The sequence below is a fragment of the Raineya orbicola genome, from assembly GCF_002843425.1.
GTDB lineage: Bacteria > Bacteroidota > Bacteroidia > Cytophagales > Thermonemataceae > Raineya > Raineya orbicola.
On record NZ_NKXO01000006.1, the window covers coordinates 45,621 to 69,886 of the forward strand.

The following is a 24,266-nucleotide window of genomic DNA, read 5'->3' on the forward strand; positions in this document are numbered from 1 at the left end:
TTTTCAAACTTGATACAGCCAAGTAAGAGCTTCTTGTTTTGTAGAAAAGTTTTGAAAATCAAAGTTTTGCGTAGAAGTTGCAAAATGCAAAATACTTTTCTCCGAAGCCAAACGATTGAAAATATCTTGTGATTGTACTCTTGCAGCACGTAAGCGATAACCCAATTTTTGAGCGTGTTTTTCAGCAAGAGGAGCAAATTCATTGATGAGCCACTCCTCTGTACCCGTAGGAATGATGCGTTCTTGCGAGGCGTCTATGAAAAAATAAGGAGCTTTGTGCGTTTCAATCAAAGCAACCGCCTCTAACCATACCTGCTTAAAATCTTGCTCATTCAGGAAACCCTCAAACACTAAAAATACAGTTTGAGAGGCTTCCTCATAGTGCAAATTATACTTTCGCATACCCAAACTTTTGGAGTAAAGGTAACAAAAATCTGTAAATCAGAAAATAACTCTCACTAAATTTCTCTAAAATCAGCAACTTACAAGCATAGGCTTTTGCCCAAAGGCTTTCATTGTTTTGATATGCGAAACAATGGCGTGCCAAAGTGTAGGGGCTTCGTAATAAGGTACATTGTAGCTTTCGCAGACTTCCTTGACAATCTTACTGATAGCAGGATAATGTACGTGGCTAATACGTGGAAAAAGATGATGCTCTATTTGGAAGTTTAACCCTCCTACTAGCCAAGAAATAAGCCTACTTTGAGGAGCAAAATTAGCAGTAGTACGTACCTGATGTTCTGCCCATTCAGCGTCAATATAGGTATTTTCTGCTACAAAATGCTCGTGTTCTACTTCCTCTACCATATGAGCGAGCTGAAAAGTAAGCGATAAAGTAACGCCCATTACAATGTGCATTAGGCTAAAACCTACGAGCCAAGCCCCCCAACCTACAAAATACACAGGAATAGCTACATAAAATACCACATACAAAATTTTACTCAACCAAAAAATAATATGCTCTTTAAGTGGAATTTTGCTTATAGGGCTATTGTGAATTTTGCGTTTGAAATACTTTTGCATATCCGTTAGGAACACCCAAGCAAAAGAACTTATCGCATACAAAAAGAAAACATAGATATGCTGAAAGCGATGTGCAGGTTTCCATACTTGCGTAGATGCCATACGTATCAGCGGGCTTTTAGCAATATCATCATCTAAACCATCAATATTGGTGTATGTATGATGAGTAATATTGTGTTTTATTTTCCAAATAAAAGCGTTTCCGCCGAGAGCATTCATTGTAAGTCCTAAAATTTCATTAAGCGTTTTATTTTTGGAGTAACTTCCGTGATTAGCATCGTGCATTACATTAAAGCCAATGGTAGCTAATACAAAACCTAACATCGCACTTCCCAACATACCCGCCCAAGCAGGCAAAATGTTACTTAAAAGCAAAATGTAAATCCCTATGGCAGAGCCAATTAGAATAATAGTTTTAGAAAACAAACGCCAGTCTCCTGTTTTAGCAATTTTTTTCTCTTGGAAATACGTATCTACGGCATTTTTGAGTGTTTCGTAGAAATTTCCTTTGCGGTTGTTGAATGTTACTTTGGGCATAAAAAGGTATTTGTATTAAATTTTTTCAATTTACGAACAAAAAAATTCTGCTCCTAACAAAAAAGGCAAAATAAAATTTTTTCCCTTGCCTTTTGTCAAGAAAATTGCACTTTGCATAGAATAGATAGGACAAATGAAGTATTTTCTATTATCAAAGATTCCTCATCAAAAAATCAGTCATTAGTTGGTAAAGGTGGAGACGAGTGTTTCCGCCATAAATGCCGTGATTGCGGTTGGGATAATAAAAACTTTCAAAATGCTTACCTGCTTTGATAAGGGCTTCTTGAAAAGCCACGGCATTCTGAAAATGAACATTATCATCACTTGTGCCGTGAATAAGTAAGAATTTACCTTTCAATTTGCTTGCGTGGGTATTAGGGGAATTTTCATCATATCCCGCAGGATTTTGTTGAGGCAAACCTAAATAACGCTCTGTGTAAATGGTATCATAAAATCGCCAATTCGTAACAGGAGCTACTGAAATTGCCGCTTTGAACACATCATTACCCTGTAAAATACAATTTGCCGCCATATAGCCACCATAACTCCAACCCCAAATACCAATACGACTGGCATCTACGTAAGGGAGCGTAGCCAGATATTTTGCCGCTTGAATTTGGTCTTGTACCTCTAATTTACCGAGCTGTCCGTAAGTGCATTTGCGAAAAGCCTCTCCTCTGCCCCCTGTACCTCGGTTATCTACACACACTACCATATAGCCTTTTGACGCAAGATGCTGGTACCAGAAATAATCAAAAGGATTCCATTCGTTTTCTACTTGTTGCGAGCCAGGACCCCCATACACAAACATCAGAACAGGATATTTTTGCGAAGGATTAAAATTATGTGGTTTGATTTGCCAAGCATTTAGTTCTGTATCAGGGGTTTTGATAGTAAAAAATTCTTTGGGGGAAATCAGATAACCTTCCATTGTTTTTTGTAAAGTGCTATTAGTTTCTAAATCCTTGATTTTTTTGCCCGAGACCTCATAAAGACTATACACAGGAGGAGTGTTTGCGGTGCTGAATTCGTCCATAAAAAACTGGCAATCCTCACTCATTGTAATTTTGTGCATACCTTTTTCGGCAAGCAAGATTTTTTCAGAACCCTTATCCAAAGAAATCACAAACAGGTTACGCTCCAAAGGTGAGGCTTTTGTGGCTGTAAAGTAGAGCAATCGCTTTTTTTCATCTATACCTACTAACTTGCTCGCTTCCCAAGCTCCTTTGGTGATTTGCCTGATTAGCTTTCCGTTTATATCGTAAAGATAAAAATGCTTGAAGCCATCTTTTTCTGAAGCCAAAATCAATTCTTTACCATTTTGCAAATAATGTAATTCTTCGCAAAATTCAATATCTATATAAGTTTTGCTTTCTTCGGTGTAAATGGTTTGCTTAGTATTTTTAGAAAGGTCGGCGTGGATAAGTTCCAATTTATTTTGCAAGCGATTGAGTTTGCGAATAGCAAGCACATCAGGATTGCGTGTCCATTGCAAGCGAGCTACGTAAATATCTTTTTCTGCACCCAAATCAATAGTTTTAGTTTGTTTGGTATCCAGAAAATACGCTGAAATACTTACAAAGGCATTTTGCTCTCCTGCTTTGGGATATTTGAAACGATAGTCTTGGGGATAAAGCCCTTGCCAAATTTGCATATTGTATTCCTTGACGTGGCTTTCGTCAAATGTGTAAAAAGCGATTTTTTTACTATCAGGCGACCAAAAAAAGGCTTGTGCAAAACCAAATTCTTCCTCATATACCCAATCCGTAGCTCCATTGATGATTTGATTAGCCTTGCCGTTGGTAGTGATAGCAATTTCTGTTTGAGTGGCAATATCAACTAAAAAAAGATTGTTATCTCTTACAAAGGCAATTTTAGAACCATCGGGTGAAAGGGTAGCATAAGATTGTTTGCCATTTTTAGAAACTTGGATAAGTTTTTGGGTTTTAAGGTCATACAAGTAATATTCTGCTTTGAAGGAACGACGATAAATGGCTTCTCCCTGATTGTAGAGTAAAATTTTATCTTCGGTAGCATTGAATTCGTAGTCTTGAAAGTCTATGGGTATTTCTGCAATCAAACCAACATTTTTTCCTGAAAGCGTTTCGTATTTGTAAATTTTATTTCCCTCCGAGACCGTATAAAAACGGCTATTCTTCATATAATTGAAGCCTTCGACAGCCTGTGGATAGAACAAATATTTTTGCCAAATATCCTCAACGCTAACCATTTTCTTTTGGGCAAAAGCCAAAGCAAAAGAAAAAAAAGCGATAAACAGGCTTTTAGTAAATTTTTGCAAAAAAAACTGATTAAAAAGCTGATTTTGGCACATAACTTGCTCTGATTTTGACAGATTTGAATGAAAGAAGCCAAGCATATAGTTTTGTTTGTTTATGTTGTTTAATTGTTTCAAAGAAAACCCCAAGTATTTTACTTGGGGCTTTTTTATTAACCTTTACTCAAATATTCAAGCATTGCTTCACGAGAAACTTTGGTAAAACTTTGTCCTTCGTGCCAATTAGCAGGACAAGCCTCACCGTGTTTTTCTAAATAAATGAGGGCATCAAGAGTACGCAAACATTCATCTACATTACGAGCCAAAAGGAAATGGTTAATGCTTTCGTGCTGTACGACCCCATTTTTATCAATCAGAAAAGTACCACGTAGAGCAATGGGGGCTCCCACAAAAGTAGCATAGCCTTCCTCATCATAATCTTCATAGCCACCCAATACACCATAATTTTTAGAGATAGTTTTGGCAGTATCCGCTACCAAAGGGAAGGTTGTTCCCTGTACGCCCCCTTTTTCTTTGGGAATAGAAAGCCATACCAAATGTGTATCTTCGGTATCGGTAGAGCAACCTACTACTACACAATCGCGTTTTTCAAATTCGGCTAATTTTTCCTGAAAAGCCCAAATTTCCGTAGGGCAAACGCCACTGAAATCTTTGGGATAAAAGAACAATAGCACATATTTTTTACCTAAATACTGCTCCAAAGAAAAATCTTTGACAATTTCTTTGCCATTGATAACGGCAGGAGCAACAAAATGAGGAGCTTTGCGTGTAACGAGCATATTTTTTTAAGGTTTAAATTCTAAAAAACAAAATTATCTGATTGCGTAATTAGCATTTTTAGCGGGTTTTCGCTTGCCTTTTTCAAAAATAAAATCTACCCTACCTAAACGGATACCTGCCCAACCTACTTGGTTAATTAGGGTAATATGTCCGTTGGGGTGAGTTACTTGTTCAGGTTTATCAAGAAAAGTATGTGTATGTCCGCCGATAATTAAATCAATACCTTCAACGGCTTGAGCAAGTTTGTAGTCAGAGATTTTGTGAGGTTCATCATCGTATCTATACCCCAAATGCGAAAGGCAAATAATCAAATCACATTTTTTAGCTTTGAGCGTTTGTACCATTTCTTTGGCAGTGCCTACGGGGTCAAGATATTTGGTATTCCCGTAAAATTTATCCAAAACCAAGCCTTTTAGTTGTATTCCTAATCCGAAAACGCCTATCCTAATACCTTGTTTTTCAAATATTTTGTAAGGTTGAAAAGCATTTTTCAAGCTCTCTTCTCCTGAAAAATCATAATTGGCTATCAGATAAGGGAAATTGGCGTGAGGCAAAAATTTATTAAAACCTGCAATGCCGTTATCAAATTCGTGGTTACCGATGGTTGCGGCGTCGTAGCCCATTTGGCTCATTAGTTTTAATTCTACTTCGCCTCCGTAAAAATTAAAATAGGGCGTTCCTTGAATAATATCACCTGCGTCTAAAAGTAAAACATTAGCCTCTTGACTACGAATCTGTTTAATTAGTTCTGCCCTGCGAGCCATTCCGCCTAATCCTGCAAACTTTCTCCCGTCATTTGGGAAAGGTTCTATGCGTGAATGCATATCATTGGTGTGTAGGATTGTAATTTTTACAGCATCTTTGTTACTTTCAGCAAGAAGCCATTCAGGGGCAAGAGCCAAAGCCCCCATTCCTACTAAACTTTCCGTAAGAAACTGACGGCGAGAAATCATTTTTTACCTTATTTTTGCACAAAGCTATAAAAAAATCTGCATAAACCTAATGAATTTTCTGTTAATCTTGCGTCAGCATTGGCTTTTCTGTGTGCTAATAGCTTTCTGTGTGCTTTTTTGCATTTTGAGCTTTGACGGCTATTACTTCTATGATGATACCACCTATGCTTTTTATGCTTATCAATTTTCCAAAGGCACTTATCAAATTTCTACAAATGATATTTTCGCCCACCGCTGGGGTTTGATTTTCCCTTTGGCTCTGCTATACAAAATTTTTGGTGTAAATGATTTCGCTAACGTAGCTTTACCGCTACTCGCTACCTTAATGAGCTTTAGCCTTTTTTGGGTTTGGGTAAAAAAACTTTTTCCGTCGCCACAGAAAGAAATAGCTTTTGCACTATTTGCATTAGATTTTTACACGCTTTTTTTTGCTAATAAACTTTATCCCGATGTACTACTTACAACGCTTGTTTTGGGGGCAATCTTTTTGCTTTGGAATAGAAAAAATAACTTTTGGCAAGCATTTTTCTTTATTTTTTTGAATTTTTGGGGCTTTTTATGCAAAGAAACTATTTTTTTTATTGCACCTTTTTACATATGCGTGTGCGTATATGATTTGTTCAAAAAGCAAAATATTCGCTTTTGGATAATGGTTTTTATTACAGCAATAGCAATTGTGGCTTTTTATTTGGGTTTATATGCTTATTTTACGAAAAATCCTTTTTTTCGCTTCTCGCTTATACAGCAGGGACATACGGATTACACACAATTTAGAAGTGAAGGTTTTTTGTTTGAAAGGCTTACTTATGCCCCACTACTGATGTTTGTGAATACCAGTCTGATAATTGCCTTTGCAGGTGCTTTGACAAAAGTATTTGTTTTGAGCAAAAAATTACAACATTTTTCAAATTTCACACTTGGGGCTTTTGCTATAAGTTTGCTTGCATTTTGGCTAATGCCCGTAGATTTTGAGCATTACACACCTATTTATTTGCTTCCGCGTCATATTTTATTTTTAGTTCCTTTGGGGGCAGTTGTATCGGCAGAGGCTATTCAACAAAAGCCCTTCAACATATTTACTGCAATGCTGATGTTTTTTTCAGCAGGCATTGCTTGGCATACTTTGGGAATAAAAGTTGCAGGTTTGTATGTTTGCGTAGGTGTCTGGATTTTGTTTTTTAGCAAATTCAAAAAAGAAAATTTTGGGAGGTTGGGCGGCTTATCAAAATTGAAAATCTTGTCTTTGCTTGCTATACTCGTTTTGCACCCTATTTATACTATGCTCAAACCCACAGAAACAGGCTATAAATACGAAAAAATGCTATTTAAACAGCACTTAAATCTGTTTCAAAAGCCCTGTGTTGTACTTACTGATGATAAATTGATTTCAGGGCATAAGTGGTATTTTCAGTTTGAAGTTCCGCAGGGAGTTGTTTTTAAGCATTTTGAGGACTTGAATAAAGTAAAGCAAATTCCCTTGCCCAAATACGTTATTCAGAACAAATACAGCATTGCCTATTTTGAGCAAATAGGTACAAAATTCCCTGAATGGGTGTATAACATTCCCGCTAATTGGCGAAAAATTGCAAGTTATGATAGAGTAAGCCTCTACGAAATTTCTGCTCAAAACTAATCTTTTACGGCTTTCAGGCTGATATCCAAACTCTTAACCGAGTGGGTCAAGGCTCCCACAGAAATAAAATCTACTCCGCATTCGGCAATACTAACAATAGTTTGCTCATTTACCCCCCCCGATGCTTCTGTTTGAAATCTATCACCAATCATCTGCACTGCTTTTTTCATATCCGAAAGGCTCATATTATCCAGCATTATGACATCTATGCCACCTACTTCCAAAACTTCTTGCACTTCTTGCAAGTTGCGGGTTTCAATTTCTATGCGAATTGAAAGATTTTTTTCCTGTAAATACTTATGAGTTGCTTCTATGGCTTTGCGAATGCCTCCTGCGTAATCAATATGGTTATCTTTGAGCATAATCATATCATACAGCCCAAAGCGATGATTTTTGCCACCACCAATCCATACAGCCCATTTCTCACAAATTCTAAAATTAGGTGTAGTTTTGCGAGTGTCTAACAATTTTGCTTTTGTATGAGCAATTTTTTGTTGTAAAAAACGTGTGTAAGTGGCTATTCCACTCATTCTTTGCATACAATTCAGCACCAAACGCTCCGCCTGCAAAATAGAACGAGCTTTGCCTGAAACATATAGCCCTACATCGCCTTTTTTTACAGCCGAACCATCGCCAATCAAAATTTCTACTTGCAAAGTTTCATCAACAACCTTGAAAATCATTTCGGCAAGTTCTACTCCCGCCAAAATGCCATCATCTTTGATAAGCAAACGAGCTTTGCCTGTTGCATTTTCAGGCACAGAAGCGAGCGTAGAATGGTCGCCTTCGCCAATATCTTCTTGCAAAGCAAGTGAAATAAATTTGTGCAGATTTTCGTTGCTTGCGTAAGTAGGTCGCATATCTTAAAATTTTGCTAATTTTGTCAAGTTTTTTCACTCAGCCAAAGAAAAAGTATGAAAATTTTGTGTATAGGTAAAAACTACGCCAACCACATCGCAGAAATGCAAAGCGAATTTGATAAATTTTCAGGTGAGCCTGTGGTTTTTCTGAAGCCTGATACCGCTCTCCTGAAAAACAATGCACCTTTTTACTATCCTGAATTTAGCAAAGAAATTCATCACGAAGTAGAAGTAGTAATCAAAATCAGCCGAGAAGGCAAGCATATTGAAGAAAAATTTGCCCCTAAATACTATGAAGAAATAGGTTTGGGCATTGATTTTACTGCAAGAGATTTGCAAACCAAGCTCAAACAAAATAGCTATTCTTGGGAACTTTCCAAAGCCTTTGATGGCTCAGCCGTTGTTTCCGATTTTATTCCTAAAAGCGAATTTGCTGACTTGCAAAATCTTAATTTTTCTTTGGAAGTAAATGGTACAAAGCGACAAGAAGGCAATACCTCGCTAATGATTTTCAAAATAGACTACATCATTTCTTTTCTTTCTAAATTCTTTACGCTCAAAAAAGGCGACCTTATCTACACAGGTACGCCTGCAGGCGTGAGAGCTGTGCAAATTGGTGATAGACTTTGCGGATATCTGGAAAATCGGAAAATGTTTGATTTTGAGGTCAAATAAATCAGTATTTTTTTGGCTTTTTCTCTAAAAATCATTTACTTGTGAAAGTTTTATTCACAAATAAACTTTCTTTGTTATGAACCTCGTAGAAAAAGCCAAAAACATTCTATTAAACCCCAAGCAGGAATGGGAAGTGAGCAAAGACGAAAAAACAACTTTTAGCTCACTACTGATGGGATATGTTGTGCCTTTATCGTTGATAGGGGCAGTTGCTTATTTTATTGGTTACGGACTAATTGGAATTGATTTGGGGATAGTCAAGCTCAAAGGATTGGATTGGGGGGCAAAAATGGCTGTTTCCCATATTATTGGAGCAGTGATTGGTTACGTGGTTACAACTTACATAGTAGATATGCTTGCACCTTCTTTCGCTTCGGAGAAAAATTTAGACAAATCGGCACGTTTGGTGGCTTATTCACAAACAGCTTCACTTATTGCGGCAGTTTTCAACATCATTCCTGCTCTTTCTTTTTTAGCTATTGTAGGTTTGTATGGGGCTTATGTAGCTTGGTTAGGCATTACACCTATGAAAAACACCCCCGAAGAAAAGAAAGTTACCTATGTAGTAGCCATTATACTCACCTCTGTTGTGATAGGGTTTTTGATAGGATTTATTTCAGGTAAAATTTTAGGTACAACTCCTTCTTTTTAGCTAATTTGAGGGTTGGGCAATCCAACCCTTTCTCTACACTGCAAAACTTTCTCCGCACCCGCAAGTACGCGATGCATTCGGATTGACAAACTGAAAGCCTTTGCCATTTAAGCCATCGGAAAAATCGAGCGTAGTACCAAGCAGATACAATAGGCTCTTTTTATCTACTAAAATTTTAATTCCTTTGTCTTCAAACACTTCATCATTAGGCTGAACGTTGCTATCAAACTGCAAATCATACATCAAGCCCGAACAGCCACCTCCTTTTACAGCTACCCGAATGTTATGTTCATCAGAAAAACCTTCATTCTGACGAATTTCTATTATTTTCTCTTTGGCTTTATCAGTTACACTAATCATAGGTTACAACTTGAATTTTCTTGATAAAACCAAAGTTTTCATCAAAAAGTTCAAAAATTTCGGTTTGGCGAGCTTTGTAGAATTTACTAACTTGCAAGCCATTTTTGTGAAAAATCAGTTATGGAGAATTTAGTTCTAAAATCGGGAAGAGAGCGTTCCGTAGAACATCAGCACGCTTGGATTTATTCGGGAGCTATCAAAGAATTTCCTAAAAAAGCCGAGCAAGGCGATATTGTAAAAGTAGTAGATAACAAGCAAAATTTTTTGGGATATGGCTTTTACGCTCCTAAAAATCAGATAGCTTGCAGAATGTTTTATTTCGGTAAAAAAGAAATAGAATTACGTGAAAATTTTTGGAAAGAGAAAATTTGGAAAGCCTACGAGCTACGTAAAAAATATGTTATCAGTCAAGATACTAATGCTTACCGACTGCTTTTTTCCGAAGGAGATGGCTTGCCCGGCGTGATTGTAGATGTCTATGACCAAGTAGCTTCGGTGCAAATTTTACACAAAGGTATTGAAAAAATTTATCATATTCTTATTCAGGCTTTGCGTGAAATAGGTTTAGAATACATTTATCTCAAAACCAAAGAAAACAGCCGCAGATTAGAACAAATTGATATTCCCGAGGGTTGGGTGGATAATGTTATTCCACAAGAAAAAACAATCATTTCCGAAAATGGCTTGCTTTTTGGCGTTGATGTAGAAAAAGGACAAAAAACAGGTTTCTTCCTTGACCAAAGAGAAAACCGAGCCTTACTAAAATCTTATGCCAAAGGCAAAAGAGTGCTAAATACATTTAGCTATACAGGTGGATTTAGCGTATATGCCGCAGCAGGCGAAGCCGAGGAGGTTATTTCGGTAGATATTTCCAAGGAAGTTTGTGCAGAAGCCGAAAAGAATATGCAAATGAATTTTCCTAACTATCGCAAACATCAGGCTTTTGCAGAAGATTGTTTTTTGTATCTGAAAAAAATACCTGAAAATTACTACGACCTTATCGTTTTAGACCCGCCTGCTTTTGCCAAGACAGCTCAAAATGTACCCAACGCCGCTCGTGGCTACAAAGAAATCAATATGCAGGCTTTCAAAAAAATACAAAGCGGGGGACTGGTTTTTACCTTTTCTTGTTCGGGGAGCGTGGATAGAGATTTGTTTCGTAAAATTGTATTTGGTGCGGCGGCAGATGTTGGCAGAGATATTAAAATTTTGCACCAACTCACCCAACCACCCGACCACCCCATCAGTATCTATCACCCCGAAAGCGAATACCTGAAAGGATTAGTATTGTATGTTAGCTAACTATCTGTCGTAGGTAGTACGACGACGCTCTACCTTCAAATCTCGTAAAGTAGCGGCATTGGCATTGAATCGGAAAAAGTAAGACTGAAATTGTCCAAAAGGTTGCCAATCAAAGCTCATTTGCCAGCAGTGCAAATTACGTGTAAAACTAAATTGCGAAGGACCAAAACCTTTGGCTCGGAAATCGTAACTGCTGTTGAATACTAATTTCCAATTTTTCGTAAGGCTTACATCTCCCGAAAAATTGAAAGTTTGAGTGAAATTTTCCTGCACATTAGCAAAATTGTAGCTCAAATTATAGTTGAGTACCAAATTCCAAGTAACATCAAAATCTACATAGCGGTTGATACTTGCTAATGGGTTTTGCACAGTGCTGGTCTGTAAGCCCTGCGTACCACTCATAGGGTTCAATAGATTAGCGGGCAAGTCGCCTCCTGCCCCTCTACCACCTGCGGGCATTGCAGAGGTAGGTGTTGTAGCCTTTTTCTTAAAAAAATCAGGGTTAAGAGCCGTAGAAAAACTCAAATTTGCAGAAGTAATTTTCCCCAAACGCCCTTTTTCCCAAGCCAAATCAAAGGTTTTTTCTCGGCGAATTTGATTATTTACAAGAGTATCTCGGTATAGATAAGGGTCTAAACTGGCAGTTAGCCCAATATCCAAACGATTCAGCAGACGCACACGCGTATTCATATTCACATTTGCCCAAGCATACTGATTTTTAGAGCGGTCGGCAAGCATATTGTAAGAAGTATTTAAGCCGATTTCATCAAGCAAAGAGATAACTTGGGGTTTGGCTTTGCCTGATGTGTCATTTTTAGGTAAAACTTTTGCCTCAATTTTGTTACGCAAATTGATAGAAACCGAACCCGATTGCCCTTGTCCAGGTGCTCCATCAAAAATCGGTAAATTCTGATAGATAGGTAAAAAAATGGTTTGCCCTGTACCTATACGCACCGATTTTACACCCGTTTGCACATTTTGCTGATAAAAACCAAATTTTGCTTGTGAAAAATCGGGCGTATAAGAAAGCGAAACATTCGGAATAATCGTATGCCGAATAGCTTGCAAGCGTCCTTTGCTTTTAGGGAAATTGTAAAATCCGTAAATATTTGTAGAAAAGCCCAAAGAAAAATTGTAGCGATAGGTGCTTCCCCAACGGCGTGAAGTATCTACCCTTACTGCACCACGCAACGTATTTGTTTGAGCATCAAAGATTTCTTGCCAAACATAAGAGAACCTTCTTTGATGAAAAGTTTGTGAAATATTGAACCCAAAACTTCCATTAAAATATCTTAAAACCTTGAAAGGAACTGAAAGGGTACTATTGTGGGTAATATTGAGCCGAGCATTTTGCAAGAAAAGTCCAAAATTTTCAGGACGAAAAGCATAAATGCTATCTTTGCGAATTTGAGTAGTTTCAAAACCCAATCCGCCTGTCCCTTGTACCTGATTGTTGATGGTGTTATTCGCCGTGAGGTTGTAATTGATGCCAATGGTAGAAAAGAAACTTTTAGGACTTTTTACCAAAGTTTTGAAAGGAAAAATTTGGTTCATTGTGAAATTAAAATCAGGCAAATTGAGCGTAACGAGGTTTCTTTGCAAATCTTGCTGATGACGTCCCGCAAGCGAAAGAGCAAAAGGTAGTCCCTTGAAACTTTTGGAATAATTTACAGCGGAATTGAGGTTGGTGGTAATAAGTTGATTGATATTGGTAACGCTGGTCTGATTGAAACGAGAACTGGCAATATTGGCATTAGCCGAAAAATTACCTGTTCCTTTGCTTTCGGGACGATGACTCCACGTCAGGCTGAACTGCCCTGTTTTATTGCGATTGAACTCGTCCAAAGGTTTATCCCATAAACTACGATAACTAAAATTAAAACCTCCACTAAAAGCATAACGTTTTTTGTAGTTGCTCGTAACCGCAAAACCCCAATTTCCGTAAGTATAAATTTCAGTAGTGAGTGTAGCATCAAGGTAATCGCTAATTGCCCAGTAATACCCTCCTCCTCGTAAAAAAAAGCCATTTTCACGCGACTCACCATATTCGGGAATGATTATTCCTGACACTTTTTCTTTGGGTTTGGGAAAAATACCAAAAGCAAATCCCAAGGGCGTAGGTACGCCGCCCACCTCCATATAAAAAGGTCCTGCTACTACATTCTGATTTTTCGTAACCTTGATTTTCTTTGCTACTATCCGAAAATGTGGAACTGCCAAATCGCAAGTGGTGTAATGCCCATTTTGAATACAAAGTTCGTTTTCAGCATCTTTTTTTACCCTTTTACCTGCTACAAACCCCTCACCCTGCTTAGTTACAATATTGAAAATCAATCCTTTTTGTGTTTCTAAATTGTAATCTACCGAGTCCATAGCAAACTCTTCGGTTTTTTCTTTGAGCAAAGGTTTATCCACAAGTTTGTTTTTCCGAATAGAGTCTAATTTTGGACGAGCCTTTACAATTTGAGTGCCTAAATCCACAAAAATTTTTGCCGCTTTCAGTTGCGTTTCGCCGTAATCAATCTGGGCTTTTTCATACATTGCGGCTTTTTTCTTTTTGATTTGTATTTTCACTGAATCCTTTGCCTGAAACTTTACGGTGGTACGAATTTCAGAAGCATTTTTGGTTTTAGGTAAAGTATCGCGAGGGTTTGTGGTACGAATTTTGCCCAAACTATCAATGCCTATTTGCAAAGTATCCGTTTTTTGGGCTTGGGCAAAAGAAAATACAAAATAGCATAACAAAATGCTACTCAAACGAATAAAAATTTGTATATTTGCCCTACTAATGAGTTTCACAAGCCAATACAGTGAAAATGGGAAGCAGACTTTTTCAAAATTCCTGCAAAACTATCAAAAAAAAGTATAGTTGGAGTATTTTTTCAGTAGCAATTATTGTGCTAATATTCGTAAGCCTTGCTTCTGTTTCTCCTAAAAAGCCTTTCTTGTACAAGATTCGTACCGTCGTGATAGACCCCGGACACGGCGGACAAGACCCTGGAACTATTCACCCCACCAAAAAAATTCAAGAAAAAGACATTGTTTTGCCCGTGGCACTTGAATTGGGAGCTACTATCAAAAAGTATCTCCCCGAAGTGAATGTAATTTATACCCGTACTACCGACACTTTTGTAGAGCTTTACAAAAGAGCTGAAATTGCTAATCGTAGCAATGCAGACGTATTCATTTCTTTGCATTGCAATGCAATGGACATCAAAAAAGATAAGAAAAGAGCAGAAGTGAAAGGTTTAGAAGTGTTTGTAATGGGTCCTCACGCCAATCAGGAAAACTTGGAGGTTGCCAAACGTGAAAATGCTGTTATTCTTTTGGAAGATAACTATAAGAAAAATTACGGCGGTTTTGACCCTAATTCGCCACAAGCCCATATCATAATGACCTCTATCCAAAACAATTACCTTGAAAACAGCCTGCATTTAGCTACTCTCATTGATAAACAATTCAGTGAGAGACTGCACCGCCCTACACGCGGCATTAAGCAAGCTGGTTTTGTGGTATTACGAAGAGTGGCTTGCACAAGCATTTTGGTAGAACTCGGCTATGTAACCAACGATGAAGAAGTAGAATATATGACCGACACTTGGAATCAGACCTTAATGGCTTCGGCAATTTACAGAGCATTCCGAGATTTTAAGAATGAAGTAGAAAAATAAGTTCCTTTCTACAAACAATTAAACAAATTTTACAGAATTTTGTTAATTTTATACGAATTTTTATACGCTTTCTGATGTTTTTATTAAAAATTTTCGCAAAAGTTCTCTTGTTCTTTTCAGGTTGGAAAGTAATAGGACAAATCCCCCAAACTCCCAAAACGGTAATGGTCGCCGCACCACATACAAGCAACTGGGATTTTTTTTACACTATGGTCATTTTTTCCTCATTAGGCATACGAATACGCTTTTTAGGGAAAAAAAGCCTTTTTAAGTTTCCTTTGGGCTTATTGATGCGTTTTTTTGGTGGAATACCCGTAGATAGGAGCAAAAGTAATAATTTAGTGAGTGCCGCCGCTGAAATTATTCGCAAATCAAAAAAAATTATTTTGCTTGTGCCTGTGGAAGGTACGCGTAGCTATACCGAAGGCTGGAAATCTGGGTTTTATTATATTGCCCAAGAAGCAAATGTACCCATTAGTTTAGGATTTTTGGATTATGCACGCAAAGAAGGCGGTTTCTTTGATGATTTATTTTACCCATCAGGCAACTATGTAGAAGATTTAGAGAAAATTCAACTTTATTACAAAGATATTCAAGGCAAATACCCTGAAAAATCATCGTTATACCAAAAATTTGGAAAAGCAGTTATCAATCCCCCAAAATAATGCACTATGAGTATGAAATTAAGTAGTCGTTTAGATATTTTAAGATATATTCGCGAAAGTCGCCACGAAGACGAAGGAAGTTTTGATAAATTTCTCCCCTTTAATACCAAAATCTTAAATGGCGATTGGAATGAACCTATCAATACGCAACAGCTTTATTTGAGCCTTTCAGGCAAACTACCCAGCACTTTATTTGCACATAACGTCAATACCAAAAAAGCTAAGGCTTGGATTGAAAGAAACTTCCAAGAAGAAATTGAGCATCGGTTCAATTCCCGAAATTTCAATCAAAAAACAAAAAAGTTTATAGATTGGCAGAGCGTGTATTTGCTAAAAAATGGTAGCATTATAGATATAAGTGTTCGCAGTAATGGTGTAGCTTGCTTTTTTAGTGAAGAGAACAGCCTGCAAGCAGAAACTATTATCAAAGAAACTTCCAAGTTCAAACGCAAATCCTCTCGATTGAAGCCGAGCATTTCGGTCATTATCAATACTTCTATGGGAGGTTTTGATACCAAATCTATTGATGTCATCGCTCCACAACTAAATATTGAAGATAACTACAACGACGACTTTCTGCCCATACACGAAACTATTCTCAAAAGACTTTCTCAAAAGAATGATAAGGGTTTAGTGCTTTTGCACGGAAAGCCGGGTACGGGTAAAACTTCCTACATTCGTTATCTAATTTCCAAAGTGAAAAAAAACATTATTTTCTTGCCTCCTCATTTGGCTCTTTCTCTTACCAGTCCCGACCTTATTTCCCTTGTTTTAGAAAACACCAACTCTATTTTTGTCATTGAAGATGCTGAAAATCTGATTGTAAGTCGTGATTCTGAACAATATTCGCCTGTTTCAACCCTGTTAAATCTAACAGACGGCTTACTTTCCGATTCACTTTCTATTCAGATTATTTGTACTTTCAATACTGATATTAGCCGAATTGATAAAGCTCTTATGCGGAAAGGTAGGCTAATTGCAAAATATGAATTCAGACCTTTGGAAATAGAAAAAGCCCAAAAATTAGTAGATAAGTTAGGCTTGAATAAAACCATTACCGAGCCTACTACCCTTGCAGAGATTTACAATAACGAGGAAATTATCACTGAAAACTACACTGAACCTCGTAGAATCGGTTTTTAGCCTAATAAACTATAAGTGGCAATTTCGCAATTAGTGAAATTGCCACTTGTTATGCTCACTCCACCCGCCACATAAAAGTTTGTTTTTATTTTTTCAAAGGTATCGCCAAAACGGGAATATCCGAATGATTGATAGTATCTTCGGTGATGCTTCCTAAAAAGAGATGAGCTAACCCTTTGCGTTGATGTGTTGCCATTACAATCAAATCGGCTTTTACCTCGCGAGCAAACTCAAGAATAGCATTTTCTTCATCAAATACATTCTGCTGACTGATAAAAATTTCGGTATTTTGTAAGCCTGTATCTGCTACAAGGCTATTTTTACGTTCTTCTACGGAATCTTCTCCTTGCAAATGAGCAGGGTTATTGAGATACAAGAGATGAATTTTGCCGTCAAATACATTTTGCATTTGTGCAAGTTTCTTGAAGGCTTTTTCTTGCTCGGGGCGAAGTGTAGTAGGGAAAACAATATTTTTGAATTCGTAGACAACCTTATTGGGTACAGCTAAAACAGGACAAGGGGCATTGCGTACAACTTTTTCTGTATTAGAACCTACCAGCATCTCTTTCATACCTGTTGCTCCTTGTGTTCCCATAACCACTAAATCAATATTTTCGCGATGGCAAACCTCCTCAACAACATCTACGAGCAAGCCACTTTCTACCAGCGTACTAACTTTTATATCCCCCAAATCCATATCCGAAGCTATTTTTTGCAAAGTTCTATCTAGGCTATCATTAACCATTTGCAAATAGCTTTGTTCCTTTTCTTTGTCGTAGTAATAATACTCGGCAATAGGCATTGCCGCAACTGCCATTTCATTGGCATTGAGCAAGAGAATTTCTGCTTTGGCTTTTTGAGCAATATTCACTGCGGTTTGCAAAGCCTTTTCTGCAAACTCTGAAAAATCGGTAGGGACAAGAATCTTTTTCATATTTTTTTGATTTTTTGCGAAAGTTAAAAGCTCTACTACAAAAAAAATATGACAAAAAGCAGAGTAAAAAATGATTTTTATGAAAAAAGCCCTCACTTTTTTTCCATAAGTGAGGGCTTAAAAACATTACCCATTCATTGAGTTCAAAAATTCCATATTATCTTTGGTATCAGTCATTTTTTCTATGAGGAAGTTCATTGCTTCGGTAGCGTTCATATCGGTCATATACTTACGGAGTATCCAGACGCGATTGAGTTCTTCTTTGGTAAGCAGTAAATCTTCTCTACGCGTACCCGAAGCAGGAATATCAATAGCAGGATAAATACGCTTATCAGCAAGTTTTCTATCCAGTTGTAATTCCATATTGCCTGTTCCTTTGAATTCTTCAAAAATCACCTCGTCCATACGCGAACCTGTATCTATGAGAGCAGTGGCGATAATGGTAAGCGAACCTCCGTTTTCTACATTACGAGCGGCTCCAAAAAAGCGTTTGGGCTTCTGCATAGCATTGGCATCAACTCCCCCCGTAAGAATTTTGCCTGATGAAGGTACTACGGTATTGTAAGCACGAGCCAAGCGGGTAATAGAATCCAGCAAAATTACTACATCGTGCCCACACTCTACCATTCTTTTGGCTTTTTCAAGCACCATTGAAGCAACTTTTACGTGTCTTTCTGCTTGCTCATCAAAAGTAGAGGAAATCACTTCTGCCCTTACACTTCGCTGCATATCAGTAACTTCTTCGGGGCGTTCGTCTATGAGCAAAACTATGAGATATACCTCGGGGTGGTTTTCAGCAATTGCATTGGCAATTTGTTTGAGTAAAGTGGTTTTTCCAGTTTTGGGTTGAGCAACAATCATACCTCTTTGTCCTTTTCCGATGGGGGCAAAAAGGTCAAGCATACGCGTAGAAAGCAAATCGGAGCGGGTACTAAGTTTTAGTTTTTCTTCGGGGAAAAGTGGCGTAAGGTACTCAAAAGGAATACGATCGCGAATTTCTTCGGTGCTTTTTCCATTTACACTAATTACTTTGAGCAAAGCAAAATATTTTTCGCCTTCTTTTGGGGGGCGAATAGTGCCTCGTACTGTATCACCTGTTTTTAAGCCAAAGAGCTTGATTTGCGAAGGTGAAACGTAAATATCATCAGGACTGGAAAGGTAATTGTAATCAGGAGAACGCAAAAAACCATAGCCTCCGTCTTGCACTACTTCCAAAACTCCTTGGTTTTCAATCAAGCCATCAAACTCACGAAGTCGGTCTTTATTAGCTTTCTTAAAATTCTGCTGTTGGGGTTTTTCGTAAGTTTTCTGATGAGGCAAAATATTTTCCAAGATTTCGTTAGAGGGCTCATCTTGGGGTAAATCAGTTAGTAAAGTATCCAATTCAAAAGGTTCAAGTTTAATTTCGTCAGAGAAACTTTCAATGAAATTTTCCTCATTAGTGCTGCCATTCAGATTTTCGGTTTCCTCAAAATTTTCAGAAACAACGTTTTCTCTACGAGGTCTGCCACGTCTTTTTTTCGTATTTTTATCATTTTCAATATTTTCAGAAAAAGTATTGTTGGAGGTTTGCCCTTGTGCTTCTACAATAGCCTCTATAAGTTCGGGCTTGGTAAGTTTGCGGGCATTTTTGATTTGAAGATTTTCAGCAATTTCTCTTAATTCAGAAAGTAGCTTCAAATGAAGTTCATCAATGGTGTGCATAATTAGCAAGATTGATTGGGAAAGATATATTTTTTAAATTGACATAGCAAAAAGTAAATAGCAAACTGAATTATCGCAAGTTGAGCCTCTTTTTTCCATTATTCACCTCAAAATGTTTTCTAGTAAATTACAAGGAACAGAAATTAGACAAGTTGCTCAAACATTCAGCAGAATAAACTTGAAAGAGATGAATTTGTTGCAATATTAGGTTAAAAAAAAATAATTTGCAAGAAAAAAAATCATTTTTTCAGAAAAAATCCCGAAAGGTTATTGCTTTCGGGAAAGGTTGTACTATGCAGTTTGGCTTTTTTCTAAATTACTGCTTTTCTTGCCATAGACAAAGTAAATCAAAATACCCACTAACATCCAGCCGCCTGCAAGCATTTGAGCCAATTTATCCAAATTGATAATCAAAAATGCATTGGTAAGCACTCCCAAAGTTGCTACCAAAGGCAAAGCAGGCACCTTGAAAGAACGTTCTACATTAGGCTCTCTAACTCGCAACAGCCACACTGCCCCACATACCATCGCGAAGGCGAATAGCGTACCAAAGCTGGTCATATCGCCCAAAATATCCAAAGGCACAAAAGCGGCAACGAGTGAAACCACAAATCCTACCAAAATAGTACTTTTGAAAGGGGTTTTGAAGGTTTTGTGAATATCTTTGAAAAAATTAGGCAACAAACCATCTTTTGCCATACCTAAGAAAATACGTGTCTGTCCGAGCATCATTACAAGCATTACAGAAATAAGTCCTGCGGTTGCGGCGGCGGTAATGATATATTTTGCCCAACCCAAATTTTGCTTTTCAAAAGCGGCGGCAACAGGAGCTTTCAAATCCTCGCCTGTAAAGCTATCGTACTTCATCATTCCTGTAAGCACCAAAGATACAGCAATATACAAGATAGTGCATATAATCAGCGAAGCCAAAATAGCAAAAGGCATATCTTTTTTAGGGTTGATAGCCTCGCCCGCTTGCGTAGAAACGGCATCAAAACCAATATAAGCAAAGAAAATGGAAGCGGCACCTGCAAAAACCCCTTTCAAGCCGTATGCCTGATGTACCCTGCCATCTTCGCCTGTAAGTTCTTTGGGCTCGGGAATGAAGGGTGTCCAATTATCAGGATTTATAAAAAACATACCCACCAAAATCACAAACAAAATTGCTCCTACTTTCAAAACTACAATTAGGTTATTAGTACTAGCAGCTTCCTTGATACCCTTCACAAGAATAGCCGTAACTACCCAAACAATCAGGAAAGCAGGTAAATTGAAATATCCACCAGCAAAAGGATTTTTGGTGAATTGTTCGGGAATAGACAAACCAAACATACCTATCAGTTTATTGAAATACCCCGACCAGCTAACTGCCACCGTCATCGCACCCATACCATATTCTAAAATTAGCCCCCAACCGATGAGCCAAGCAAAAAACTCCCCTACGGTGCCATACGCATAGGCATAGGCAGAACCTTCCACGGGAAGCATTGACGCAAATTCGGCATAGCATAGTGCCGCAAAAATACAGGCAATCCCTGCTATCACAAAAGAAAGAGCTAAGGCAGGACCCGCATTAAAATAGGCTACTTTTCCTGTGAGTACGAAAATACCTCCACCGATAATAGCCCCAATACCGATAGAAGTCAAGCTCCATTTACCTAAAACTCTTTTGAGGTCGCTTTTTTTCATATCTGCCTCAAAAGCACTCAAAGGTTTCTTTCTCCAAATTGATGATGACATTCTGCTAAAAGTTTAATGATGAAACGTTGATTTTCAAAATTATATGTAGATGTTCTGGGAATATAAAAAATTTTATTTGATAAGTCGGCTTGCAATATAAATACTTTTGGCAAAATAATGGTATTTTTTAAAATTTTTTTTGGATTTTTTTGAGCAAATAAAGCCCGCTATTGGAACTGTTCTTTATGATTTAACGAAAAAAATATATTTTTGCAGAAATTGGCATTATGTTTGTGAAATCATTTTGTAAAATCCGTATGAAAAAGTGTTTATTGTTTTTATCGCTTTGGGCTTGTGCAATGTTGAGCAAAGCCCAAATTTTTGAAGGTTACATCAAATATGCCCACCGAGTAGAGGTTACCGATACCACTTTGCAGAAAAATGATTTTCTGATTGCCTATGAATTTGGCAGTAAATCTACACTATACATCAAAGGAGGCAATTATTATTGGAAATTTGACGATTGCAAGCGTGAATATCAAATTTATCTCAATAACACCGCAACGCTTTATGACAAATTTCCTAAAAACGATACACTTTTTAGTAGTAGTGCTACGTTTGAAAATGAAGTAATTGTGCAAATGGACACCAAAAAAAGCCAAGTAAATGTTTTGGGAGAGCCTTGCGAACTATTGACCGTAAAATCTAAATTTATCAGAGAGCAACAAATACGCGGGCGAATGTTTTATTTTAGCAAAAAATACCCTCTACACCCCGATTTTCTCAAAAATTTCAAAATGAACAACAATAATGAAATTTTTGCAAAAATGGGCTATGTGCCTTTGCGTTTTGTATTTATTTATCCGGGTTTTCGTGTAACATACTTCGCTACCGAAATTAAACGCACCAAAGTAGAGGATAGTCTTTTTGATATTTCCAAGAAAAAAGTGAAATCATTGGCTATCAAGAAATAATCCTAAATTTTTATTTTGATTTATGCAAGCATATCACATTCTTTGGGCTGATGACGAAATAGATTTGCTCAAACCTCATATTTTATTTTTGAAACAAAAAGGCTATGAGGTTACGCCTGCGTGTAGCGGTAGTGATGCATTAGACCTATTTCAGGATAGAAATTTTGATATTGTTTTCCTTGATGAAAATATGCCGGGTATGAGCGGTTTGGAAACCCTTGCCCAAATGAAAAATCTCAAACCCCATATTCCTGTGGTAATGGTAACTAAAAGTGAAGAGGAAAGAATTATGGAGGAAGCTATTGGCTCGCATATTTCTGATTACCTCATCAAACCTATCAACCCAAATCAACTTTTACTTTCTGTAAAAAAGATTTTAGAAAACAAACGCATCATTACAGAAAAAACAAATCTTGGCTATCAGCAAGATTTTCGCAATCTTTCAATGGCATTTAACGAAAGATTGAATTTCGAGGAATGGACAGAAGTCTATAAAAAACTCGTTCATTGGGAACTTGCCTTGGAGCAGGCTTCCGATAAAAGTATGCAGGAAGTTCTGGAAATGCAAAAAAGTGAGGCAAATACCAATTTTGTGCGTTTTATACAAGATAACTACGAAGAGTGGCTCAATAATCCCAACATTGAACGCCCTTTGCTTTCGCATCAGCTTTTCAGAAAAAAGATTTTTCCTGAACTCGGCAAAAGTGAAAAAATTTTTTTCATTCTCATTGATAACCTCCGCTATGACCAATGGAGAGTGCTTGCTCCTATCATAGGCGAGCTTTTCAATATTGAGGAGGAGAGCTTGTATTATTCCATTTTGCCTACTACTACGGCATATGCCCGAAATGCTATTTTTGCAGGTATGCTCCCTACTGAAATTGCTAAAAATTTTCCACAATATTGGAAAGATGAAGAGGACGAGGAAGGCAAAAATCTTTACGAAGATATTTTCCTGCAAAAACAATTTGAAAAAAACAAAATACAAGCCAAAGTAGCTTATCACAAAATTATCACAAATCAGCAGGGGAGAAGTTTGGTTGAAAACTATAAAAACCTATTGCACAACGATTTTGTAGCCATTGTGTATAATTTTGTGGATATGCTTTCTCACGCCCGCACCGACCTGCAAATGATACGCGAGCTTGCCCCCGATGAGCCTGCCTATCGCTCTCTGACCAAATCTTGGTTTTTACATTCGCCATTGTGGGAGTTACTGCAAAAAATAGCTCGTGAAAAGGTGCGTGTTATTATTACTACCGACCACGGCACTATCCGTGTGAAACGTCCTTTTAAGATAGTTGGTGATAAAAGCGTTAATACTAATTTACGCTACAAGCAGGGTAAGAATTTGAGTTACGAAGGGAAAGATATTTTTGAAATCCGTAAGCCTGAAAAGCTTTTTCTGCCCAAACCCAATATTTCTACAAGTTACGTTTTTGCTGTTGAAGATTATTTTTTTGCGTATCCCAATAATTACAATTATTACGTAAGCTACTTCAAAGATACTTTCCAGCACGGAGGTATTTCCTTGGAGGAGATGATTATTCCTTTTGTATGGCTTTCGCCAAAGTAATAATTACAAATGTAAAATAGCGAAAACCCAAGGCATAGCAATTAGCAAGCCGTCAAATCTGTCTAAAAATCCGCCGTGCCCTGGAATAAACGAACCCGAATCTTTGATTTGTAGGCTTCTTTTGAGCATAGATTCTGCCAAATCGCCCCAAGTACCAAAAACAACTATAATTGCAGAAATTGCCCACCAACGCCAAATTTCAATTTCCATAAAATAAAACGATAAAACCACAGCCACCGCTTGCGAAAGCAAAAATCCCCCTGCCAAGCCTTCCCAAGTTTTTTTAGGGGATATTCGCTCAAAAAGTTTTCGTTTACCGAACTTTCTGCCTGCAAAATAAGCCCCAGTATCGCTTGCCCAAAGGCAAAAAAGTATTCCCAATGGAACTTGATAAGAGTATTTGTTTGTCCAAAAGCCCACTTGCATAAATAAAATCCAAGGCAAAGCTACATAAAGCACTCCTAAAAAAGTTACTGCAATACTCTGAAATGGAATTTTATCATTTTCTTGATATAATTTGAGCAAAAATGGTAAGGTTAGCAAAGGAAACACAAAAAAATAGCTTTGTAAGCGAAAACTTTCAAATAGAAAGTTTTGTAACACAAAAAACCACAACAAAGCTGAAAATAAAAAGCCCCATACTCGCAAAGGCTGTAAATGAGCTTTGCAAAGCAAATGGTAAAACTCTGCAAGGCTCAAAAACATAATGAGCGTAAAAAGACCTACGAAAGTCCATTTTGAAAAAATTACTGCCGAAATCAGTAAAATTGCCCCTATAACACCCGCTATTACCCTTTGGGCAAGGTTTGAAAGTTTTTCTAATCCGAACATAAAAATTTTGCCACGTT

At 37.5% G+C, this 24,266-nt stretch carries 21 protein-coding genes; 9 read left to right on the top strand and 12 right to left on the bottom strand.

What is annotated here, in order from left to right; all coding sequences use genetic code 11:
• Nucleotides 1-3: 3 nt before the first annotated feature.
• The 5 genes from Rain11_RS02695 to Rain11_RS02715 form a co-directional block, all read right to left on the bottom strand.
• Nucleotides 4-402 carry a hypothetical protein gene (locus Rain11_RS02695; RefSeq protein ID WP_101357787.1) on the bottom strand — a complete coding sequence of 133 codons (399 nt, stop codon included), beginning with the start codon at nucleotides 400-402 and terminating at the stop codon, nucleotides 4-6.
• Between the two features lie 72 nt (nucleotides 403-474).
• The gene (locus Rain11_RS02700; protein WP_101357788.1) at nucleotides 475-1,560 is read right to left on the bottom strand and encodes a fatty acid desaturase family protein; all 1,086 of its coding nucleotides are present in this window, start codon (nucleotides 1,558-1,560) and stop codon (nucleotides 475-477) included.
• 151 nt (nucleotides 1,561-1,711) lie between these two features.
• Complete coding sequence (locus tag Rain11_RS02705) at nucleotides 1,712-3,892, bottom strand: S9 family peptidase (protein ID WP_101357789.1); 2,181 nt, start codon at nucleotides 3,890-3,892, stop codon at nucleotides 1,712-1,714.
• 116 nt (nucleotides 3,893-4,008) lie between these two features.
• Nucleotides 4,009-4,635, bottom strand: coding sequence for a peroxiredoxin (locus Rain11_RS02710; protein WP_101357790.1), 627 nt, complete (start codon nucleotides 4,633-4,635; stop codon nucleotides 4,009-4,011).
• Nucleotides 4,636-4,668: 33 nt separating this feature from the next.
• Entirely contained in the window at nucleotides 4,669-5,586 is a 918-nt protein-coding gene (locus tag Rain11_RS02715; protein ID WP_394341583.1) for a bifunctional metallophosphatase/5'-nucleotidase, read from the bottom strand.
• 52 nt (nucleotides 5,587-5,638) lie between these two features.
• On the opposite strand from Rain11_RS02715, the gene Rain11_RS02720 reads away from it, so the two are divergent.
• Complete coding sequence (locus Rain11_RS02720; RefSeq protein ID WP_101357792.1) at nucleotides 5,639-7,222, top strand: ArnT family glycosyltransferase; 1,584 nt, start codon at nucleotides 5,639-5,641, stop codon at nucleotides 7,220-7,222.
• On the opposite strand, the gene nadC is transcribed toward Rain11_RS02720, so the two are convergent.
• Nucleotides 7,219-8,082, bottom strand: coding sequence for a carboxylating nicotinate-nucleotide diphosphorylase (nadC, locus tag Rain11_RS02725; protein ID WP_101357793.1), 864 nt, complete (start codon nucleotides 8,080-8,082; stop codon nucleotides 7,219-7,221). The two genes, Rain11_RS02720 and nadC, sit on opposite strands and share 4 nt — an antisense overlap.
• 54 nt (nucleotides 8,083-8,136) lie before the next feature.
• Here nadC and Rain11_RS02730 point away from each other — a divergent pair, with 54 nt between their 5' ends.
• Nucleotides 8,137-8,757 carry a fumarylacetoacetate hydrolase family protein gene (locus Rain11_RS02730; RefSeq protein ID WP_101357794.1) on the top strand — a complete coding sequence of 207 codons (621 nt, stop codon included), beginning with the start codon at nucleotides 8,137-8,139 and terminating at the stop codon, nucleotides 8,755-8,757.
• Between the two features lie 76 nt (nucleotides 8,758-8,833).
• Complete coding sequence (locus tag Rain11_RS02735) at nucleotides 8,834-9,409, top strand: Yip1 family protein (RefSeq protein ID WP_101357795.1); 576 nt, start codon at nucleotides 8,834-8,836, stop codon at nucleotides 9,407-9,409.
• A gap of 33 nt (nucleotides 9,410-9,442) precedes the next feature.
• On the opposite strand, the gene Rain11_RS02740 is transcribed toward Rain11_RS02735, so the two are convergent.
• The gene (locus tag Rain11_RS02740) at nucleotides 9,443-9,769 is read right to left on the bottom strand and encodes a HesB/IscA family protein (RefSeq protein ID WP_101357796.1); all 327 of its coding nucleotides are present in this window, start codon (nucleotides 9,767-9,769) and stop codon (nucleotides 9,443-9,445) included.
• Between the two features lie 120 nt (nucleotides 9,770-9,889).
• Here Rain11_RS02740 and Rain11_RS02745 point away from each other — a divergent pair, with 120 nt between their 5' ends.
• Entirely contained in the window at nucleotides 9,890-11,071 is a 1,182-nt protein-coding gene (locus tag Rain11_RS02745) for a class I SAM-dependent rRNA methyltransferase (RefSeq protein ID WP_101357797.1), read from the top strand.
• Here the strand turns inward: Rain11_RS02745 and Rain11_RS02750 are convergent, their stop codons facing one another.
• A complete protein-coding gene (locus tag Rain11_RS02750) occupies nucleotides 11,072-13,828 on the bottom strand; it encodes a putative LPS assembly protein LptD (RefSeq protein WP_133121478.1) in 2,757 nt (918 codons plus the stop codon). It abuts the gene before it with no gap.
• A 59-nt stretch (nucleotides 13,829-13,887) separates the two neighbouring features.
• On the opposite strand from Rain11_RS02750, the gene Rain11_RS02755 reads away from it, so the two are divergent.
• The 3 genes from Rain11_RS02755 to Rain11_RS02765 all read left to right on the top strand — a co-directional run bounded on the left by Rain11_RS02755 (nucleotide 13,888) and on the right by Rain11_RS02765 (nucleotide 16,550).
• Complete coding sequence (locus Rain11_RS02755) at nucleotides 13,888-14,742, top strand: N-acetylmuramoyl-L-alanine amidase family protein (protein WP_101357799.1); 855 nt, start codon at nucleotides 13,888-13,890, stop codon at nucleotides 14,740-14,742.
• Between the two features lie 164 nt (nucleotides 14,743-14,906).
• A complete protein-coding gene (locus Rain11_RS02760; protein ID WP_207764414.1) occupies nucleotides 14,907-15,407 on the top strand; it encodes a 1-acyl-sn-glycerol-3-phosphate acyltransferase in 501 nt (166 codons plus the stop codon).
• 6 nt (nucleotides 15,408-15,413) lie between these two features.
• Nucleotides 15,414-16,550, top strand: a complete 1,137-nt coding sequence (locus Rain11_RS02765; RefSeq protein ID WP_101357801.1) for an AAA family ATPase — start codon at nucleotides 15,414-15,416, stop codon at nucleotides 16,548-16,550.
• Between the two features lie 85 nt (nucleotides 16,551-16,635).
• Here Rain11_RS02765 and Rain11_RS02770 read toward each other — a convergent pair whose 3' ends face one another.
• The 3 genes from Rain11_RS02770 to Rain11_RS02780 form a co-directional block, all read right to left on the bottom strand.
• Nucleotides 16,636-17,484: a universal stress protein gene (locus tag Rain11_RS02770; protein WP_101357822.1), complete on the bottom strand. Its 849-nt coding sequence runs from the start codon at nucleotides 17,482-17,484 to the stop codon at nucleotides 16,636-16,638.
• Between the two features lie 126 nt (nucleotides 17,485-17,610).
• The gene (gene rho, locus Rain11_RS02775) at nucleotides 17,611-19,188 is read right to left on the bottom strand and encodes a transcription termination factor Rho (RefSeq protein WP_101357802.1); all 1,578 of its coding nucleotides are present in this window, start codon (nucleotides 19,186-19,188) and stop codon (nucleotides 17,611-17,613) included.
• A 291-nt stretch (nucleotides 19,189-19,479) separates the two neighbouring features.
• Nucleotides 19,480-20,928 (bottom strand): APC family permease, encoded by a 1,449-nt coding sequence (locus tag Rain11_RS02780; RefSeq protein ID WP_101357803.1) that lies wholly within the window; start codon nucleotides 20,926-20,928, stop codon nucleotides 19,480-19,482.
• Between the two features lie 257 nt (nucleotides 20,929-21,185).
• Here Rain11_RS02780 and Rain11_RS02785 point away from each other — a divergent pair, with 257 nt between their 5' ends.
• Both Rain11_RS02785 and porX read left to right on the top strand, forming a co-directional pair.
• Nucleotides 21,186-21,842, top strand: coding sequence for a hypothetical protein (locus Rain11_RS02785; RefSeq protein WP_133121479.1), 657 nt, complete (start codon nucleotides 21,186-21,188; stop codon nucleotides 21,840-21,842).
• Between the two features lie 22 nt (nucleotides 21,843-21,864).
• A complete protein-coding gene (porX, locus tag Rain11_RS02790) occupies nucleotides 21,865-23,418 on the top strand; it encodes a T9SS response regulator signal transducer PorX (RefSeq protein WP_101357805.1) in 1,554 nt (517 codons plus the stop codon).
• 3 nt (nucleotides 23,419-23,421) lie between these two features.
• Here the strand turns inward: porX and Rain11_RS02795 are convergent, their stop codons facing one another.
• Complete coding sequence (locus Rain11_RS02795) at nucleotides 23,422-24,249, bottom strand: phosphatidate cytidylyltransferase (protein ID WP_101357806.1); 828 nt, start codon at nucleotides 24,247-24,249, stop codon at nucleotides 23,422-23,424.
• Nucleotides 24,250-24,266: the final 17 nt, after the last annotated feature.